At 37.0% G+C, this 16,861-nt stretch carries 22 protein-coding genes; 6 read left to right on the top strand and 16 right to left on the bottom strand.

From position 1 onward, the window contains the following. Positions 1 to 49: 49 nt before the first annotated feature. From C8N28_RS02790 to C8N28_RS02765, 6 genes are all read right to left on the bottom strand, one after another. Positions 50 to 1,216: an FAD-dependent oxidoreductase gene (locus tag C8N28_RS02790; RefSeq protein WP_132221318.1), complete on the bottom strand. Its 1,167-nt coding sequence runs from the start codon at positions 1,214 to 1,216 to the stop codon at positions 50 to 52. 43 nt (positions 1,217 to 1,259) lie between these two features. Continuing rightward, entirely contained in the window at positions 1,260 to 1,553 is a 294-nt protein-coding gene (locus C8N28_RS02785) for a hypothetical protein (protein ID WP_221410177.1), read from the bottom strand. Between the two features lie 13 nt (positions 1,554 to 1,566). Next, entirely contained in the window at positions 1,567 to 1,917 is a 351-nt protein-coding gene (locus C8N28_RS02780; protein ID WP_132221314.1) for a cupin domain-containing protein, read from the bottom strand. Next, complete coding sequence (locus C8N28_RS02775) at positions 1,914 to 2,429, bottom strand: GNAT family N-acetyltransferase (protein ID WP_132221312.1); 516 nt, start codon at positions 2,427 to 2,429, stop codon at positions 1,914 to 1,916. Before C8N28_RS02775 ends, C8N28_RS02780 begins: the two co-directional genes overlap by 4 nt. 138 nt (positions 2,430 to 2,567) lie before the next feature. Continuing rightward, entirely contained in the window at positions 2,568 to 3,557 is a 990-nt protein-coding gene (locus C8N28_RS02770; RefSeq protein ID WP_132221310.1) for an SDR family NAD(P)-dependent oxidoreductase, read from the bottom strand. A 25-nt stretch (positions 3,558 to 3,582) separates the two neighbouring features. Then, positions 3,583 to 4,338, bottom strand: coding sequence for an SDR family NAD(P)-dependent oxidoreductase (locus tag C8N28_RS02765; RefSeq protein WP_132221308.1), 756 nt, complete (start codon positions 4,336 to 4,338; stop codon positions 3,583 to 3,585). A 99-nt stretch (positions 4,339 to 4,437) separates the two neighbouring features. On the opposite strand from C8N28_RS02765, the gene C8N28_RS02760 reads away from it, so the two are divergent. Beyond that, entirely contained in the window at positions 4,438 to 4,794 is a 357-nt protein-coding gene (locus C8N28_RS02760; protein WP_132221306.1) for a winged helix-turn-helix transcriptional regulator, read from the top strand. A 13-nt stretch (positions 4,795 to 4,807) separates the two neighbouring features. Here the strand turns inward: C8N28_RS02760 and arr are convergent, their stop codons facing one another. The 9 genes from arr to C8N28_RS02715 form a co-directional block, all read right to left on the bottom strand. Then, complete coding sequence (gene arr / locus C8N28_RS13965; RefSeq protein WP_394345258.1) at positions 4,808 to 5,221, bottom strand: NAD(+)--rifampin ADP-ribosyltransferase; 414 nt, start codon at positions 5,219 to 5,221, stop codon at positions 4,808 to 4,810. A gap of 356 nt (positions 5,222 to 5,577) precedes the next feature. Further along, positions 5,578 to 6,063, bottom strand: a complete 486-nt coding sequence (locus C8N28_RS02750; protein ID WP_132221304.1) for a GNAT family N-acetyltransferase — start codon at positions 6,061 to 6,063, stop codon at positions 5,578 to 5,580. A gap of 24 nt (positions 6,064 to 6,087) precedes the next feature. Continuing rightward, positions 6,088 to 6,654: a dihydrofolate reductase family protein gene (locus C8N28_RS02745; RefSeq protein WP_132221302.1), complete on the bottom strand. Its 567-nt coding sequence runs from the start codon at positions 6,652 to 6,654 to the stop codon at positions 6,088 to 6,090. 40 nt (positions 6,655 to 6,694) lie between these two features. Next, positions 6,695 to 7,138, bottom strand: coding sequence for a DinB family protein (locus tag C8N28_RS02740; protein ID WP_132221300.1), 444 nt, complete (start codon positions 7,136 to 7,138; stop codon positions 6,695 to 6,697). Positions 7,139 to 7,215: 77 nt separating this feature from the next. Beyond that, positions 7,216 to 7,695 (bottom strand): VOC family protein, encoded by a 480-nt coding sequence (locus tag C8N28_RS02735; protein ID WP_132221298.1) that lies wholly within the window; start codon positions 7,693 to 7,695, stop codon positions 7,216 to 7,218. Between the two features lie 29 nt (positions 7,696 to 7,724). Further along, the gene (locus tag C8N28_RS02730; protein WP_132221296.1) at positions 7,725 to 8,516 is read right to left on the bottom strand and encodes a PhzF family phenazine biosynthesis protein; all 792 of its coding nucleotides are present in this window, start codon (positions 8,514 to 8,516) and stop codon (positions 7,725 to 7,727) included. 223 nt (positions 8,517 to 8,739) lie between these two features. Next, positions 8,740 to 9,123, bottom strand: coding sequence for a DUF2752 domain-containing protein (locus tag C8N28_RS02725; RefSeq protein WP_246012719.1), 384 nt, complete (start codon positions 9,121 to 9,123; stop codon positions 8,740 to 8,742). 32 nt (positions 9,124 to 9,155) lie between these two features. Beyond that, positions 9,156 to 9,494, bottom strand: coding sequence for a TM2 domain-containing protein (locus C8N28_RS02720; protein ID WP_132221292.1), 339 nt, complete (start codon positions 9,492 to 9,494; stop codon positions 9,156 to 9,158). Positions 9,495 to 9,854: 360 nt separating this feature from the next. Continuing rightward, positions 9,855 to 10,391 carry an RNA methyltransferase gene (locus tag C8N28_RS02715; protein ID WP_132221290.1) on the bottom strand — a complete coding sequence of 179 codons (537 nt, stop codon included), beginning with the start codon at positions 10,389 to 10,391 and terminating at the stop codon, positions 9,855 to 9,857. Positions 10,392 to 10,510: 119 nt separating this feature from the next. Between C8N28_RS02715 and guaB the strand changes: the two genes are divergently transcribed. Then, positions 10,511 to 11,980: an IMP dehydrogenase gene (gene guaB, locus C8N28_RS02710; RefSeq protein ID WP_132222505.1), complete on the top strand. Its 1,470-nt coding sequence runs from the start codon at positions 10,511 to 10,513 to the stop codon at positions 11,978 to 11,980. A gap of 262 nt (positions 11,981 to 12,242) precedes the next feature. Here guaB and C8N28_RS02705 read toward each other — a convergent pair whose 3' ends face one another. After that, positions 12,243 to 13,127, bottom strand: coding sequence for a polysaccharide deacetylase family protein (locus tag C8N28_RS02705; protein WP_132221288.1), 885 nt, complete (start codon positions 13,125 to 13,127; stop codon positions 12,243 to 12,245). A gap of 172 nt (positions 13,128 to 13,299) precedes the next feature. Here C8N28_RS02705 and trxB point away from each other — a divergent pair, with 172 nt between their 5' ends. The 4 genes from trxB to C8N28_RS02685 all read left to right on the top strand — a co-directional run bounded on the left by trxB (position 13,300) and on the right by C8N28_RS02685 (position 16,855). After that, on the top strand, positions 13,300 to 14,286 hold the full coding sequence (gene trxB / locus C8N28_RS02700) for a thioredoxin-disulfide reductase (RefSeq protein ID WP_132221286.1): 987 nt from the start codon (positions 13,300 to 13,302) through the stop codon (positions 14,284 to 14,286). 20 nt (positions 14,287 to 14,306) lie between these two features. After that, on the top strand, positions 14,307 to 15,206 hold the full coding sequence (locus C8N28_RS02695; RefSeq protein ID WP_132221284.1) for a histone deacetylase family protein: 900 nt from the start codon (positions 14,307 to 14,309) through the stop codon (positions 15,204 to 15,206). 93 nt (positions 15,207 to 15,299) lie between these two features. Beyond that, entirely contained in the window at positions 15,300 to 15,548 is a 249-nt protein-coding gene (locus C8N28_RS02690) for a type B 50S ribosomal protein L31 (RefSeq protein WP_132221282.1), read from the top strand. Positions 15,549 to 15,643: 95 nt separating this feature from the next. Beyond that, complete coding sequence (locus tag C8N28_RS02685) at positions 15,644 to 16,855, top strand: putative sugar nucleotidyl transferase (protein ID WP_132221280.1); 1,212 nt, start codon at positions 15,644 to 15,646, stop codon at positions 16,853 to 16,855. The last annotated feature ends 6 nt before the right edge of the window (positions 16,856 to 16,861 follow it).

The following is a 16,861-nucleotide window of genomic DNA, read 5'->3' as shown; positions in this document are numbered from 1 at the left end:
TTCTTTATTTATTTCAGGGTTTGCGATGATCTGCTGTTGGTATACCTGTTTAGTGTGCACTAAAGAACCCTAGCATGGTGTTTAATGCTTTTTCACTGTGCATTCGTTCACCATTTTCAAGCGACTCTTTTGCTGCAATCGCTGCTCTTTTACGCATGTTTATTTCATAGAAAGAGATAGCTTCGTGCACAGTATCGAATTTGTCAGACGTTAAACATTCGCTCAACTCCAACGCATCAAGCATAGCCATATTTGCACCTTCGCCTGCAAATGGAGGTATTGTATGAGCCGCATCGCCAAGCATTGTTAAATTGGGCAAGGCTTCCCAGGTTTGGTCTAAAGGTATACAATATATCGGTCTTGGGATAAAAGGTGTTGTTGTATTTTCAAATAGTTCATACCAAATGCTGCTCCATTCAAAATATTCTTTTTTAAACCATTCAAGCAATTGTGTTTTATCTGAAAAGTCTAAACCACTGTTAGCCGGCCAATTTTCTATTGCTTTAAAGCTTGCATAAAATCCGATTTCATCATTACCTTTTTGCCCCATTAGTATATTCTTTTTATTTCCGAATGCCATTATTTTTCCGCCATTCAGTAATGCAGAAATTTTTGGTGCTGCATTTTTCGCATTATAAATATTACCTTCAAGCATTATAATGCCCGAATAAAGAGCTTTAATGTTTGTGATGTATGGACGGATCTTTGAGTTCGCTCCGTCAGCGCCGATTACAATATCTGCATAAGCAGAGTTTTCATTTTTGAAATGCAACAGCCAACCTTCATCTTGTTTTTCCATTGAAATAAAATGGCTGTTCCATACCACGGTTTCTGGATGTAAAGATTCTAAAAATATTTTTCTTAATGTCCCTCTGAGAATTTCAGGGCGAAAATATTCGCTGCCAAAGTTTTCCTCAAGTTTGGTTTCGTGGTCGCTGAAAAATACTTCTGCACGTTCATTAACTATTTTCTTTCTATCGGCTCCGGGGAGTAAATTATTTTTGAACTCATCTAACAGATTTGCCTTAATGATGGCTGCCAAACCCGATTCATCGTGCAAATCAAGCGGAGAACCTTGCACACGGGCATTCTTATTCAAGTCTCTTTCATACACATTTACTTTTGCACCTTTAAGCTGCAAAAGTCTTGCTAATGTTAATCCACCTGGACCACCGCCAATAATCGCGATTTTTTTTAGCCCACTTATTGCATCCATTGAGATTTGTTGTTTTGTGTATATACTACGTTGTTATCTGTCGTTATAGCTTTGTTCCTTGTATTAAGATTGATGACTTTACTGATTGGTTTTTTAGGTGTAAAAATTTTTTTCGTTCTTCATCTTGTTTAAAATTATCAAAGTCTTGTTGTGTTTCAAATTCTACAAGATGAATTTCATAGGGTTTGTCAATATGGCTTTCAATAAAATTGTTTTCTGTAGGCCTTATTCGGAATAAAAGTCTCCCATTATACTTTAAAATTGTAGGGATTGCGATACTTTCAAATTCATCGAAAGTCTTTTCTTGTCCTTCAATTATGTAAATTAGTTGAGTCATCAGTATCATATTATCATTCAATTATAGTTCTATCATTATTTGTTGTCGGTTGTGAAATTACAAGAAAGTCAAGTTGTTCATCGGTCTCATTCGCTATATAATGTTCTGTTTTAGGATGAATTAATATTCCTTTTTGCTCGACTACAATTATCTTGTTGTCATCTATATAAAAGGTTGCAGAACCTTTGAGTATAAAAAAGAACTGTTGGGCGTTAGTATGAAAATGTAATTTTTCCTTCGTTCGACTAGGCATGTTTTCTTGTTTAACCGAAAGTCCAATTGTGTCTGCTAAAACCCAACTGTTGCAATTTTCACCCCACAAATAATGCTCTGCTGTTTGCCTATCAATTATTTTCTCTGTCATATGTGGTCTCTCAAAAGTTGATATTTTTGCTTACTGATTATCATATTACAAGCGGTCCAAATTTTTCCATTAACTTCCATATAGGTTTCAAATCCAGGGTTAACTTCAAAGCCTACACTTTTGTAGCTAGCAATTGCATTGTGATTCCAATCAAAAACAGTTAAGTCAACATTTTCAAATTCAGTAGTCGTAAATACACGACTTAATAAATTTTTTATTATTGCTTTTCCTATTCCTTGATTTCTGACAGAACGATCGCCAATTAATATTCTTGAAAGCCGTGGAATTTCATTTTGAAGATTAAGTTCACAATGCCCGATAATTTCACCAGTTGACATTAGTCGAACTTTAAAAACTTGTCTTGCACTATCACCAACATATTTCAGTAGCTGCTCTCGAGTCAGTGGATAAGTAAATACAGGGCCAGCAAATTGAATCATTTCTTCTTTATTTTTAATCCAGGAAATAAGTCGGCCAAAGTCTTTTTCTTCAAAAGCCAGTAATTCGATCATAAATGTCGGTATAATTGTATAACGGTTCAGGTATTGTCACAGTGTGGAGTTAAAACATTTACGTTCAATACAATACAAATGTATAAAAAAAGGACTAACGAAATATAACGTTAGTCCTCATAATAGCAATACTTATTATCAATCAGTGAATGTAGTCCCGGTTAATTTTTCACTTAATGTCCACAGTTGTTTTGCGTTGGTTTCATCTAATGAATAGGGTTTTACACCTGTCATTTCCTGCCCCACAGCTAAATCAGCAATATTAGAATCTTCACAATATACTCCGCCAATGTTGTTTAATAAAGGGCTTGTAGCACACCAAATCGTTGTAGCCGCACCTTGTGGAATGGTTTTTAGCGATGCTACAACTTCCTGTACCGGATTCCCTTCTTCATCAAGGAAACCAAAATTCTGTAATAACTCCATTGGTGCTTCTCTTGCCAATTCAGTTCCCCAAATATTGCCCGGATGTACTGAATATGCTCTTATTCCAAATGCTTTAGCGCGATTGTCTAATTCAAGTGAAAATAGATTGACAGCAGTTTTCGATTGTCCATATGCTGATAAAGTTTCGTACTCACGGTTTTCGAAATTAGGGTCCTCAAAATTGAACGCTGCAAAATGATGTCCTTGAGAAGATACGTTAATTACTCTTGCCCCATTGGCTTTCTTGAGTACATTCCATAATCTTGCTGTTAATTGAAATTGTGCTAAATAGTTAGTCACTAATTGGGATTCTATTCCACGACTGTCTCTGCGTAACGGAGCAAACATAATGCCCGCATTATTGATAAGTAGATGCAAGGGTCTGTCCGAAGCCAAAAACTTTTCAGAAAATTTGTCAATAGAGTAGGGATCTATTAAGTCCATTTCTTCTATTTCTACATTGCTGATTCCTTGTAAGTTTCTTTTTGCTTTTTCAATATTCCTCGCAGGAACAATTACAGTTGCTCCTGCATTTGCAAGTGCTCTCACTGTTTCTAATCCAATCCCTGTGTTGCCACCGGTTACGATTGCAATTTTCCCTGTAAGATCAATTCCTTTGATTACTTCTGATGAGGTAGAAACTGCATTAAATCCTGAACCTATTGGTTTCTGTAATGCTCCGTTATAATTATTTTGTCCCATTGTTTTTGTTTTTTGAATGATGAATTTATAAACCGTAAATACCGCCTGAAACGGAAATTTTCTCTCCCGTAATCCAAGCTGAATCATCAGAAGAAAGGAATACGGCAACTTTTGCAATATCTTCTGGCTGACCGGTTCGACCAAGCGGTGTATTGGCAACTAATTTTGTTTCAGCCTCACTGCCAATAAAACCTGCACTATATGAACCTTCAGTTTCTACCACACCAGGCAGAATAGAGTTAATCCGGATATTTCTTCCTGCAAATTCTTTCGATAAAGAAATAGTAATGGCATCTAATGCAGTTTTTGTGGCAGAATATATTGACCCTGTCGGCAAAGGCGTATTACTTGCACCCGAGCTAATATTGATGATATTACCACCCTTATCGCCAAACAGCTTCAAAGCTGCTTGAATGGTGAGTATAGAGCCTAAAACATTAATGTTGAATTGTTGATGAAAAGTTTCTGCCGATACCTGTTCAATCGGCTCGTATAGATAAATACCTGCATTGTTTACCAAAATATCCAACGTCCCAAAAGCATTCTTTGTTTCTTTAAACAGTTTGATTACATCAGCTTCTTTTGATACATCCCCCTGTACCGAAATTGCTATTCCGCCATTATCTGTTATGGCCTTCACAACTTTATCTGCTCCCTCTTTGCTCGCAGCATAATTTACAACAACTTTTGCTCCTTCTGCTGCAAAGTATTTTGCGATAGAAGCACCTATTCCTTTTGAAGCACCTGTAATTACCGCTACTTTGTTTTTTAGTTTGCCCATTTCATTTAATTAAAAATTATTAGCAAAGCTATATCATGGAAAGTTATTTTAGTAACTTTGTAACCAAAAGTAATAGTAACCTTGAGGTAACAAAGTAACATGGAGTGTCAAGTAAAAGAATTTCAAAAAGAGTATAAAAAAGAAATGATGGCTGTCCAGGATTCAATGGACGTGCTTAATGGGAAATGGAAAATCTCTATTATATCATCTATTTGCTATTACAACAAAAGAAGATTTTCCGACATTTTAAATGATGTGGTTGGTATTTCCAACAAAATGTTAAGCAAGGAATTAAAAGAATTGGAAATAAACAAATTGGTTAAACGAACAGTTTTAGACACGCAACCTATAACCGTTCAGTATGAGCTTACACAACACGGCAAAACACTACAGACCATAATTAACAATCTGACAGAATGGGGAATTGAACATCGAAAGAAAATTATTGAGAAATAGTTTTTTTGAGATTTTAATTAATAATTTCTCCTTTATTATTTGCCAATCTTTCACGCCATTCTTTGAGCTGCTCAGGTGTTTGTCTTACCCAATCTGTTATCTCACCAACGATTTTCAATGGTTCTTGGCTGCGATAAGAACGTGTCGGATTGCCCGGAAATTTTTTATTTGTAACGTTTGGGTCGTTTTCAAAGCTCCCTGTCGGTTCAATGATATAAACACGTTCACGACCTTCACCTTTGGCCAGTGCTGCAGCAAGTCCAGCTCCATTAATTAAGGCGGTAAAATAAATGTGATTCATGATGACTTCGGTCTTGTAATTAGACCTGCTTCCTGCTGTCAGTAAATCACCAATCCCCAAATCTGCTTTTGTTCCATGATAAAAGGGTCCGGTGTCAAACAATTGTTCCTTGAACGAAACCGCCAAGTCATTATTCTTTTTTGCATTGTCAAGGTCGTTCAAATCCTCATAGCATTTGGCAATGTTTAAATATAGAGAAGAGAATGCTCCTTTAACTGAGTCGTCATTTATTCTTAATGCAAACTGCAAAGTTGTTTCGAGCCATTTTAATTTGTCGGGAACATTTTCTTGATGTCGGGCAACATAAAAAGCAGCAATATATTTTTCGAAGTCATTTGTTGCCTCATCCCATGCCTGAAGAAACAGTCTGCTTGCATCTTCAGATTTATTTTTTTCTTCCATACCCATTCCTTGGATACAGAGCTTAACAATAGGATTGTTCGGATTAAATTCCATTGGCTTGGTCGAAGGTGGCGATTTTGTCAAGTCAGTTTATAAATAAATTCTTCTATCTCTTTTTGTCGCGCATTTGCAAAACCTTTGTCATTTCCGACTTTTATAAAACCACATTTTTCTAAAACCTTTTGTGAGCCAAAATTATCAAATGCAACTCGTCCAAAAATGGGTCTGGAAGTTTCAATGGCAAGAAATTCGTTTAATACCTTTGTTGCGATACCTTGTCCCCAAAATTTTCTGTCAATCCAATAAGTAATTTCCGTATCTCCCTCCATTACAAATTTTGCAATACTTCCAACAATAATGTTGTCAATAATTACTGTCTGGTTGTTAACTGTTGGGTCGCTCAATAATTTCGTATGTTTTGTTATGTACGCTGCTTTGTCTGTCGGATCTTTTGGCATAAATGCAGCTAAGTATCCACCTTCTTTGTCCAGTTGAAATTGAAACAAAAAGTCTAAGTCTGCAATTTCTGTTGGTCTAAGTTTTATGTCAAGTTTTTTAGCCTTCATTTAATCTTGTTTAAGTTGTTATTGTCAGTCCACGATGTAATTCAGTTCAGTTACTCCAGAAGCAAATTGTCGGGTTGTCAATAGATTTAGTTTTATTTTGTCTGTGATATCTACAAACAATGGAATGCCTTGTCCAAGAATAATTGGATTAACAAATAGCCAGTAGCCGTCAATTAAGTTCAGTTGAATAAGTGAATGTGTTGCTGTCGGGCTACCAAAAAGCAAGATATCATTGCCTGCCGTTTGTTTTATTTCATTTATTCTGTTTGAAAGATTGTCGCTAATAATTGTTGTATTGGTCAAACTCGCGTCTTTCATTGTTTTCGATAAAACAACTTTATGAACTTTGTTGTACCACTTTGAATGCTCAATATCGTGTTTGGTCGCTGCCGGCTTGTCCCCTGCGGTAGGCCAGTAATTTTCCATCATCTGATAAGTCACTCGTCCATATAATGCAGTGTCGCCTTCACTTATCCGCTTACCGACATGGTCAAAAATTTCTTCATCAACTTTAATCCAGTCCATCTCTCCGTTCGATCCTGCTACAAAACCGTCAAGCGATATGTGCATAAATGAAATTATTTTTCTCATATGGCTCTATTTTTATTGATGTTTGTTACGTTCTTTTACTTTATCTTTTATAATGAATATAATCTGTAGCCAAAGGGTCAAGTCCGTTTTGTCTAAATTCAGTTGCAATTTGCCCTCTATGATAAGTGGAATGATTAATCACGTGAAATAATAAATCCCGAATACAATGACTATAAGCCTGCCCATTACTAGTGACATAGTTGATGGTTTCGTTTAAATCAAATTTGTCGAGTATAAGCAGTGAATGCTCTTGATTCACCTTGTCAATGTTCTTAAAGTTCTGAATAGGATGAATTTCCCAAATCCCGAAAGCCGTTTGTTTGGGGTCAATTCTAATGTTCCAAACACGGTGAGCATTTAATATATGGCTAAATAATTTTATCGCCTTTTCGGATGTTTTGTCTGGATTGTCGTTAAAAACGTCTCCCAATTTTTGATTGTAATGATGATTATATTCAAATAACTCTTTAAAAAATGGTTTCATTTATTATTGTCTTTTATTGTCTATATTAACCTCACAATTGCTATTGTCAAGAGACTTTTTTAGCGAAAATTTCTCTGCTAAGAGTTTTCTACAATATCTGTCGCTGATTTATTGCCGAGTTGTTCAGCTAGCCCGACGAGAAGCCCTTCACGACTGCGAATGTAGCAGAGCCGATACACGTCTTCATACTGAACCACTTCGCCAACGAGCTGAGCACCATGCTTGATAAGTCTGGATACCAACTCATCAATGTTGTCAACAGTAAACATGGTACGAAGATAGCCGAGAGAGTTTACAGGGGCAGTCCTGTGGTCTGATATAATAGATGGTGTTATAAAACGTGAAAGTTCAAGACGGCTGTGTCCATCGGGAGTAATCATCATAGCAATTTCAACAGACTGATTACCAAGCCCTGTTACACGTCCAGCCCATTCACCTTCTACCATAGCCCGTCCTTCGAGCTTCAATCCTATTTCTGTAAAAAAAGAAATAGCGCTGTCAAGGGATTCTACAACGATACCGACATTGTTCATTTGTAGTAGGTTGCTTTTTTTCATTGGTATATTTTTTTATAATTTCAGTCAATCTATTCCAAATATATCTCTCCAATTAAATATAACTTTCCTTGCCCACTAATTTCAACTCTGTCGTTTAAATAGCTGCATTGTAAATATCCCTTACGCTCTGAAAGTTGTATTGCCGTCAGTTCAATCTTGCCAAGTTGTTTTGCCCAATATGGGGTTAAAGTAGTATGAGCAGACCCTGTTACAGGATCTTCGTTAACGCCTGATTGTGGGGCAAAAAATCTCGACACGAAATCAACCTTGTCACCTTTGGCTGTTATAATAATTCCACGCGCCTTTAATCTTGAAAGTGCCTCAAATTCAGGAACTATGTTTCTTATCTCATCTTCACTGTCAAATACGAGTAAGTAGTCCGTTTTACCTTTAAAGGCTAATTTGGGTTTGATATTAAAGCCACTAGTTATTTCATCAGATAACATTACTTGCTCAAATACATCTGTCGGAAAATTCAGTACCAATAATTCCCCTTTTTTCTTTACCGTTAATTCTCCACTTCTTGGGGAATAAAACCGAATGATATTCTCGTTGTAGTTTTCGTGGTTGAATAAAACAAAAGCCGCCGCCAAAGTTGCGTGTCCACAGAGGTCCACTTCAATTGTTGGTGTAAACCACCTTATTTGATATTGGTTATCCTGCTTTACATAAAATGCAGTCTCAGCAAGATTGTTTTCCATTGCTATTTTCTGCAAAATATCATCACTCAACCATTGGTCAAGCGGACAAACGGCTGCCGGGTTTCCTGAGAATACTTTGTCGGCAAATGCATCTATCTGATATATTTTCTGTTTTCTCATATTGTGTATTCAATATGCAAGATAACTATTCGAAAGTTATATATAATTATCAGTTTCAGAAAAATATTCGTCTTTTTGAAGTTCAACTACTGTAATCTTCGTTCGATGCTAAATATTCAGGCAGTGCTTGTAAAAAAAGTTTGTTAAATGCAGTTCCTGAAAACGGATTCTGACTGGTCACCAAGTTTCTGTCTTTTACAGCATAGAAAATGTTTGTTACTTATCATAGTCCTTTTGCGATGTTCCAAATCCAATTGATAATAACAAGTAAAATTAATGGTATAGCGTATCGTGGTCTTTTTAAGTAGCTCTCTATTTTTAGATAAAAATCAAAGAAAGTTTTTTTTCTGGTAATTAGGTCTGCGATGATCCAAATTGGAGAAAGCAACATAATGAATGCAATTATAACACCCATTGGATTCATGTTAAGGGCTTGAAGAAAATTGCCTTTTGTCAATAATATTATTGAACGGGTTGAGCCACAAGAAGGGCAGGGTATATTGGTAAATTGCTTTATTAAGCATACTTGAACCTGTTTGCTTTCAGATCTTTCATTTGACAAAACAAAATAAAGCCAGGTATACCCTGCTATGCAGGCTATAAACATGATTGAATACAGTTTATTCCTGCTGAGGATCATTAATATAAAAACTGTTGTATTTTTTGCATGTTCTTTTCTTTCGTAGCGCTTTGAATCATAAACCAGTCTATAATCGTCCAAATTCCTAAACCACCACAGGTTAAAAGTTTACCAATACCTAGCCCCGTGTCGCCAATGATAAACCGGTCAACACCAAGTGTGCCAACTAAAATTGAAACAATTAAACTTGTAGTCGGGTCTTTTAACTGTAAAGTTGAAATCATTACCCATTTAGAATCATCCATTGCAATTAGTCTATCTCTAATTGCATTAAGCTGATAACTCTCGAAATATTTTGCATTTGACATGATAAACATATCTACTCTTTGTGCATCCATTAGGTTTATTTTTATTTATTTAATAATTTCTACTCGTATGGCTTTTCGTTTTCGCCCTGTTTTTTAAAATGGTTACAAGCCTCCATTTATATAAATTTGTTTTGAATTAATAAGTTAATATCTTGATTTTAATTGATATATCGTTTGTTAAACGTGACGAAATCAAAATGTCCGCGAAGCATGAAACCCCTCGCTAACGCGAAATTAAATGCTTTAATATTATAAAGATATGATGTCAGGTACTGGGTTTATAATTATTAATTGCTAACAATTATTGTTGTTAACTTTGATTTATACGAATATAGTTCTTTATATTCTATAAATAATTATCAGAATAATATTTTTTCTTTAGCAAAAACTCTACACCTCAAACCCCAACTTCGAAGCAAAATCCCACAATACAATCCCGGCAGAAACTACAACATTTAACGAATGTTTAGTGCCAAACTGAGGGATCTCCAGACAGCCATCAATCATTTTCATCGCCTCGTCCGACACTCCGTGTACTTCATTTCCTAAAATCAAAGTATACTTTTCTTGAGGGTTAGGGGAGTAGGTATTCAGAAATTGGCTGTTTTCTGCCTGTTCAATTGCTATTATTTTGTAATTTTTTGATCTTAAGGAAGAAATAGCTGTAACAATATCTTGCTCATATTCCCAAGAAATAGAGCTCGTGGCACCCAATGCTGTCTTCTCAATTTCACGATGAGGTGGCTGACCAGTAATGCCACAAAGTATTATTTTCTCAACAGCGAAGCCGTCAGCAGTTCTAAATATTGACCCTACATTGTGTAAACTGCGAATGCTGTCTAGAATTAAAGTTATAGGTAACTTCTTTTGTTCTTGAAATTCTTCGATGGTTGGACGGTTTAGCTCGTCCATTGCTAATTTTCGCATGGGCAAAGATATAAAAATCGAATTCCTTTTTTAAAAAGAGTATCTTTGCAAATACTTTCAATTGCCGGTTTTTATAATTAAATTTGCCCGGCAAAAAAGAACTCCAAAACAATTTTGCCATGCAGTTAGATCCTCAAAAATTCGTAGCAGAAGGCCTCACCTACGATGATGTATTATTAATACCGGCTTATTCAGAAGTTTTACCACGCGAAGTAGATACGCGTACCTATCTTACTAAAAAGATCCGACTAAATATTCCCTTGATTTCAGCAGCAATGGATACGATAACCGAGTCTGAATTAGCTATAGCATTGGCGCAGGCGGGTGGTATCGGCATGCTTCATAAAAATATGAGCATCGAAGCTCAGGCGCTTGAAGTTCGTAAAGTTAAACGTTCAGAAAGTGGCATGATTCAAGACCCTGTTGTGTTGCACGAAAATGCAATCGTACAGGATGCTTTCACCATCATGAAAGAAAATAAGATTGGTGGAATTCCAGTAGTTGATGGAAATGGAAAGCTGGTAGGTATTGTTACCAACCGCGATCTGCGTTTTCAGAAAGATATGAGCATTCCTATCGCTGAATTAATGACAAAAGACAATTTAGTAGTAGCGCCTGTAGGTACCGATTTGGTTCAGGCAGAAGCTATTCTTGAAAATTATAAGATTGAAAAATTACCGGTAGTTGATGATAACGGCTATTTAGTTGGTTTAATTACTTTTAAAGATATCCAGAAGTTTAAAAACTTCCCTAATGCTGCTAAAGATGAGCATGGCCGTTTACGTGTAGGTGCAGCCGTTGGCGTAACTTATGACACGATAGACCGCATCGCGGCTCTTGTAGATGCAGGAGTTGATGTGGTAACGATTGATACGGCTCATGGCCATTCAAGAGGTGTAATTGATAAATTAAAGGAAGTAAAAGCGAAATTCCCAGACCTTCAGGTAATTGTTGGTAATGTGGCTACTGCAGAGGCAGCAATCGATCTTGCTGATGCAGGTGCTGATGCTATCAAGGTAGGTATCGGACCTGGATCTATTTGTACAACTCGAATTATTGCAGGTGTTGGAGTGCCGCAATTATATGCAGTTTATGAGTGTGCTAAGGCACTTAAAGGTCGCGGTGTTCCTATTATTGCAGATGGTGGAATTAAACAAACCGGTGATATTGCCAAAGCCATTGCATCGGGCGCAAGTACTGTTATGGCAGGCTCGCTGTTTGCAGGAGTAGAGGAGGCTCCCGGCGAAACTATTATTTACGAAGGAAGAAGATTCAAGTCTTACCGCGGTATGGGTTCAATCGAGGCGATGGAGCAAGGATCAAAAGATCGTTATTTCCAAGATGCTGAAGATGACCTTAAGAAATTAGTTCCGGAAGGAATTGTAGGTAGAGTTCCTTACAAAGGAACCCTTCAAGAAGTAGTTTATCAGTATATTGGTGGATTAAGAGCAAGCATGGGCTACTGTGGTGCTTCTACCATTGAAAAACTTCAGGAAGCTCGTTTTGTAAAGATCACGGGTGCTGGTTTGCGCGAAAGCCATCCTCATAACATCGTAATCACTAAAGAAGCTCCAAATTACAGCAGATAAGTAAAGAATTTAAGGTTAAATTGAAGTATTTTTAAGGGTCGTAGTTTTTAACAGCTACGACCCTTTGTTGTACAGTTGCTTTACACATGTTATACCCTTGCTTTACATGCTTGCGTTGTTAGCGAGTGATCCCTTCGTTGTGTCTACGTTGTTTAGCCTAAAAACAACGTAGATATAACAAAGAATATAGGGACTAAGTATGGAACGATGTAAAGCAACTTCTATCTGATATTTAATCAGGGTTCTTACTTGAAGATATTCTTTAATTTCGGGATGCTGCAAAGGTTTTATCCATTACGTTGATTAACGTTTTGCCTCCCCAAAAACCACTTGCAATCATTCGGCGAATAGTTAAGAGAGGTTGGTTTTCGTCGCGCTTGGTAGAGAGAATAAAAGCAGTTCGTATTCCTCTTTTCTGAAGCTCGGGCAAAACCTCAGGACTCCAGAGCCCGAATGGATAAGCAAAATCATCTATCTTCTTGCCAATGATTCCTTCTAACACCTTGGAGGGTTTCTCAATTTGAGTCACCCAGTCTTCACCTTCGTATTTTTTAACATTATGATGGTCCCAGGTATGACTTCCAATTACGTTTCCATCGTCATATAATTCCTTTATTTGCTCTTTACTCATGTATTTCGGCCGGCCGATGGTGACCGTCATTACGAAATATACAGCTTTAAATCCGTATTCCTTTAAAAAGGGTGCCGCATTTTCATATTGAGATAAATCGTTATCATCAAAAGTAAGCATGATCGGTTTCTCCGGTAATTCATCTCCGTATGCCAAATAATTATAAAGCTGATCGGGCAAGATGGTAGTATAACCGCTATCTGCCAGTGCTTTTATCTGATCTTTAAATATGTCGATAGGAGTGATGTAATCTTTAGCGCTTTTTGAGTCTTTGGCAGTCCAGTCTCTTATTTGATGATAGCAAAGTATAGGGACCTGCTTTCTCGCTAATATTTCTGCTGCACTTGCTACCTTTCTTTCTTTCGCGGTATCTTCTGCTGGTTGCAATACTTCGCTGACTTCGACATCTATTTTGTTGAGATCGCCTTTAATGATCTTGTCGGCGGTGTTTTGGTATTGGCAGCTGCTTAAAATCAAGGCAAAAAATAACCCCGATACGTATCCATTCTGTTTCATTTTGCGCAAAAATATTTCATGTAATATTAGCGATAAATAACATCATCCGGCGTATTAAAAGAGTATTAAAATTCTAATTATTTATAAATGTTTGATGCTTATTCATTTGAATTTAGTCAGACAATTGCTATCTTAAAATTTCTTATTTTTGTTCGCAAATAACACGGTAAAAATGATAGAAAAAATAGAAGAAGTAGAAAAAGACGCGCAGGAAGTGGAACATGTAAAATGTTTGATTATTGGTTCAGGCCCTGCTGGCTATACTGCAGCCATCTATGCTGCCCGGGCAGATTTGAAGCCAGTTTTATATACTGGAATTATTATTGGAGGGCAATTAACCACCACAAATGATGTAGAGAATTATCCGGGTTATCCTGAAGGTATAACCGGTCCTTTAATGATGGAGGATTTCAGGAAGCAAGCAGAGCGCTTTGGAGCTCAGATACGTTTTGGCCATGTTTCTAAAGTAGATTTTACTGGTCCGGTACATAAGGTTGAAGTTGATGGAGTAACGGTTATTACTGCCGATACTATTATTATCGCAACTGGCGCCAGTGCTAAATGGCTGGGATTAGAAAGTGAACAAAAATACAATGGTTTCGGTGTTTCTGCTTGTGCAGTTTGTGATGGCTTTTTCTTTAGAGGACAAGAAGTAGCGATTGTAGGAGCTGGAGATACAGCCGCAGAAGAAGCTACATACCTGGCAAAACTTTGTAAAAAGGTGCATATGTTTGTTCGCCGTGACGAGTTTCGTGCGTCTAAGGTGATGCAGCATCGCGTATTAAATACCCCAAATATTGAGATCTATTATAACACTGAAACCAAAGAGATTTTGGGTGACGGGTTAAATGTTACCGGTGTTCGGGTAGTTAATAACCAAACACTTAAAGAATCAGCGGTTGATGTAACAGGTTTCTTTGTTGCTATCGGTCATCAGCCTAATACTGAGCTGTTTGTTGATTGGCTTGATATGGAAAGCACTGGTTATCTGATAACAAAAGATAACAGTACGCAAACCAATATTGAAGGTGTTTTTGCTTGTGGCGATGTGCAGGATCATGTATTCAGACAAGCGGTAACTGCAGCAGGAACGGGTTGTATGGCTGCTTTAGAAGCTGAACGCTATATAACAGCGAAAGAACATGTGATGGCTGAATAAGGCGTTTAAAAAGATTCCTATTGTTTAAGATAGCATATCATCCTTTGTATGTGCATCCTTTACCAGAGGGGCATCGTTTCCCGATGGTTAAATATGAGTTGCTTTATAAACAGCTGATATATCAAGGGGTAGTTACATTGGATAATTTCTTTGAGCCGGAACCGGTAAATGAGGACTATATTTTATTAGCGCATAAAGCAGATTACTGGCAGCGTTTGAAAACGATGCAGCTTAGTTATCAGGAGATCAGGCGGATTGGCTTTCCGCTATCAGAACAGCTTATTGAACGTGAACTTAGAATTGTTGAGGGCACGATAAAAGGGAGCTTGTTTGCCTTGGATGAGGGTGTATCTTTTAATATTGCCGGAGGTACACATCATTCTGGAAGCGATTGGGGAGAGGGCTTTTGTTTGTTAAATGACCAGGCAATTGCTGCTGCTTATTTGTTGAATAAAAAGCATTGCAAGAAGATCTTGATGATTGACCTGGATGTTCATCAGGGAAATGGCACGGCAGAGATCTTTGAGAGTAATAGCAAGGTGTTTACATTTTCGATGCATTGTCAGAATAACTTCCCTTTTAAAAAGGAAGTTTCTAATCTGGATGTCGGACTGCCGGATTATACAGGCGATGATGAATACCTGGAAGTGTTGGCTGATAATTTAAAGCTTTTGTTTTCGAGAGAGCAACCCGATTTTGTTTTTTATCTATCAGGGGTAGATATTCTTGCTTCTGATAAATTGGGTAAGCTGTCTGTTTCAGAAAAAGGCTGCCAGGAGCGAGATCTACTCGTATTTCAATACTGTAAGGAATATAAAGTTCCTGTTCAGGTAAGCATGGGAGGGGGCTATTCTCCTCAGCATCGGGCAATTGTAGATGCACATTGCAATACATTTAAACAGGCGTTGAAGGTTTTTTAAAAATGCGTTAAAATATTTTGTTAATGCATTTGGTTTAAGTATATTTGCGCCCTAATTAGCAGAGAACAAGTATACAATCATATAAAAAATACAATGAAAAAAGATTTGCATCCATCAAATTATAGACCAGTTGTTTTTAAAGACATGTCTAACGAATATGCCTTTTTAACAAAGTCTTGCATTGATACCAAAGAGACTATTCAGTGGGAAGACGGGAATGAATATCCATTGGTTAAACTAGAAATTTCTCATACTTCACATCCATTTTATACTGGAAAAATGAAGTTAATTGATACTGCGGGACGTATTGATAAATTCCGTACTCGTTACAATAAAAAATAAGCATATTTTAGAATAAAAAGAAAGTCCCGGTTATTATTGCCGGGACTTTTTTAATTTTATTGAAATTCAATCGGTTATTACCCAACAAACAGGTCATGCAGATAATTCTTTATGATAACGATTTATGGCGTGTAAAGCTCTTCCCTTTAGCATTGACACGTCCTGTTTCGAATTTGAGGGTAGGGATATTAACCATTGATGAGAAATGGAGTAAATACTTCAATGTGCCGGTATCTTTTGTTACAGAAGACTATCTGGCAGAAAAATATCCTTTAAGTAATGTATCGGATAATACGGTTCTGATTATCCGTGGAAATATTCTCCCTGACGAACATTTATGTGAAAGCCTTCGTAGTTTAAAAGCAGGTGAGGCATTGGTTTCACAGGATGAGATTATCGCATTTAAAACAGATGTGGCTGACGCGGGAACTGTTTCATCTTTTCATATTAAAGATCTGGATAAAAAGAGCATTAAACTTGTTCATTATCAGGAATCAATAGATCGTATTGACTATCCGGAAGATATCTTTAAGAATAATGGAGAAGAGATTAAGAAAGATTTTGAACTTTTAACAAAAGGGCGAGTTTCTGCTCCTTTAAGTACAACAAACCAAGTTTTTGGAGATTACCCTATCTTTTTGGAAGAAGGGGTAAATGCTGAATTTGCAACTTTTAACACCAGTAGGGGGCCGGTTTATTTGGGCAAATCAAGTCAGGTTTGGGAAGGAAGCCACATTCGTGGTCCTTTTGCTTTAGGTGAAGAATCGACTATAAAGATGGGTGCTCGGATTTACAGTAATGTTACTATAGGGCCTTATTGTACGGTTGGAGGAGAATTGAATACCAGCGTTATCTGGGGAAATTCAAATAAAGGGCACGATGGTTATATGGGAAATTCGGTGGTAGGTGAGTGGTGTAATTGGGGCGCAGATACGAATAACTCTAATATGAAAAACAATTTCAAGGATGTGCGCCTTTATGATTACGAGAAGAAGAATTATCGGGAAACTGGTTTGCAGTTTTGTGGTGTTATTATGGGCGACTATGTTCGTTGCGCCATTAATACTGCCTTTAATACAGGTACAGTGGTGGGGGTGAGTGTTAGTATTTTTGATGTAGGTGTACCGCCTACTTTTATCCCTGATTTTTCATGGGGAAGTAAGGGTAGTTTTACTTGTTATGAGATAGAGAAAATGTTTCAGACCAGTGAATTGCTTTTTCAAAGGCGTAGTTGTAAATTTGACGAGATTGAAAAAAAATTGCTTAAATCGGTTTTTGATTTAACGAAAAACTATAGAAATTATTAAATTATT

The organism is Albibacterium bauzanense, assembly GCF_004339765.1.
GTDB classification, from domain to species: Bacteria; Bacteroidota; Bacteroidia; order Sphingobacteriales; family Sphingobacteriaceae; genus Albibacterium; species Albibacterium bauzanense.
Note: the sequence above shows the minus strand (reverse complement) of the source record. Positions and strands in the feature narration are given on the sequence as shown.

Excerpts from the sequence above, each read along its gene's own strand:
- C8N28_RS02790 (WP_132221318.1), bottom strand. The coding sequence starts at position 1,216 with ATGGATGCAATAAGTGGGCTAAAAAAAATCGCGATTATTGGCGGTGGT.
- C8N28_RS02785 (WP_221410177.1), bottom strand. The coding sequence starts at position 1,553 with ATGACTCAACTAATTTACATAATTGAAGGACAAGAAAAGACTTTCGAT.
- C8N28_RS02780 (WP_132221314.1), bottom strand. The coding sequence starts at position 1,917 with ATGACAGAGAAAATAATTGATAGGCAAACAGCAGAGCATTATTTGTGG.
- C8N28_RS02775 (WP_132221312.1), bottom strand. The coding sequence starts at position 2,429 with ATGATCGAATTACTGGCTTTTGAAGAAAAAGACTTTGGCCGACTTATT.
- C8N28_RS02770 (WP_132221310.1), bottom strand. The coding sequence starts at position 3,557 with ATGGGACAAAATAATTATAACGGAGCATTACAGAAACCAATAGGTTCA.
- C8N28_RS02765 (WP_132221308.1), bottom strand. The coding sequence starts at position 4,338 with ATGGGCAAACTAAAAAACAAAGTAGCGGTAATTACAGGTGCTTCAAAA.
- C8N28_RS02760 (WP_132221306.1), top strand. The coding sequence starts at position 4,438 with ATGGAGTGTCAAGTAAAAGAATTTCAAAAAGAGTATAAAAAAGAAATG.
- C8N28_RS02750 (WP_132221304.1), bottom strand. The coding sequence starts at position 6,063 with ATGAAGGCTAAAAAACTTGACATAAAACTTAGACCAACAGAAATTGCA.
- C8N28_RS02745 (WP_132221302.1), bottom strand. The coding sequence starts at position 6,654 with ATGAGAAAAATAATTTCATTTATGCACATATCGCTTGACGGTTTTGTA.
- C8N28_RS02740 (WP_132221300.1), bottom strand. The coding sequence starts at position 7,138 with ATGAAACCATTTTTTAAAGAGTTATTTGAATATAATCATCATTACAAT.
- C8N28_RS02735 (WP_132221298.1), bottom strand. The coding sequence starts at position 7,695 with ATGAAAAAAAGCAACCTACTACAAATGAACAATGTCGGTATCGTTGTA.
- C8N28_RS02730 (WP_132221296.1), bottom strand. The coding sequence starts at position 8,516 with ATGAGAAAACAGAAAATATATCAGATAGATGCATTTGCCGACAAAGTA.
- C8N28_RS02725 (WP_246012719.1), bottom strand. The coding sequence starts at position 9,123 with ATGTTTATAGCCTGCATAGCAGGGTATACCTGGCTTTATTTTGTTTTG.
- C8N28_RS02720 (WP_132221292.1), bottom strand. The coding sequence starts at position 9,494 with ATGGATGCACAAAGAGTAGATATGTTTATCATGTCAAATGCAAAATAT.
- C8N28_RS02715 (WP_132221290.1), bottom strand. The coding sequence starts at position 10,391 with ATGCGAAAATTAGCAATGGACGAGCTAAACCGTCCAACCATCGAAGAA.
- guaB (WP_132222505.1), top strand. The coding sequence starts at position 10,511 with ATGCAGTTAGATCCTCAAAAATTCGTAGCAGAAGGCCTCACCTACGAT.
- C8N28_RS02705 (WP_132221288.1), bottom strand. The coding sequence starts at position 13,127 with ATGAAACAGAATGGATACGTATCGGGGTTATTTTTTGCCTTGATTTTA.
- trxB (WP_132221286.1), top strand. The coding sequence starts at position 13,300 with ATGATAGAAAAAATAGAAGAAGTAGAAAAAGACGCGCAGGAAGTGGAA.
- C8N28_RS02690 (WP_132221282.1), top strand. The coding sequence starts at position 15,300 with ATGAAAAAAGATTTGCATCCATCAAATTATAGACCAGTTGTTTTTAAA.
- C8N28_RS02685 (WP_132221280.1), top strand. The coding sequence starts at position 15,644 with ATGCAGATAATTCTTTATGATAACGATTTATGGCGTGTAAAGCTCTTC.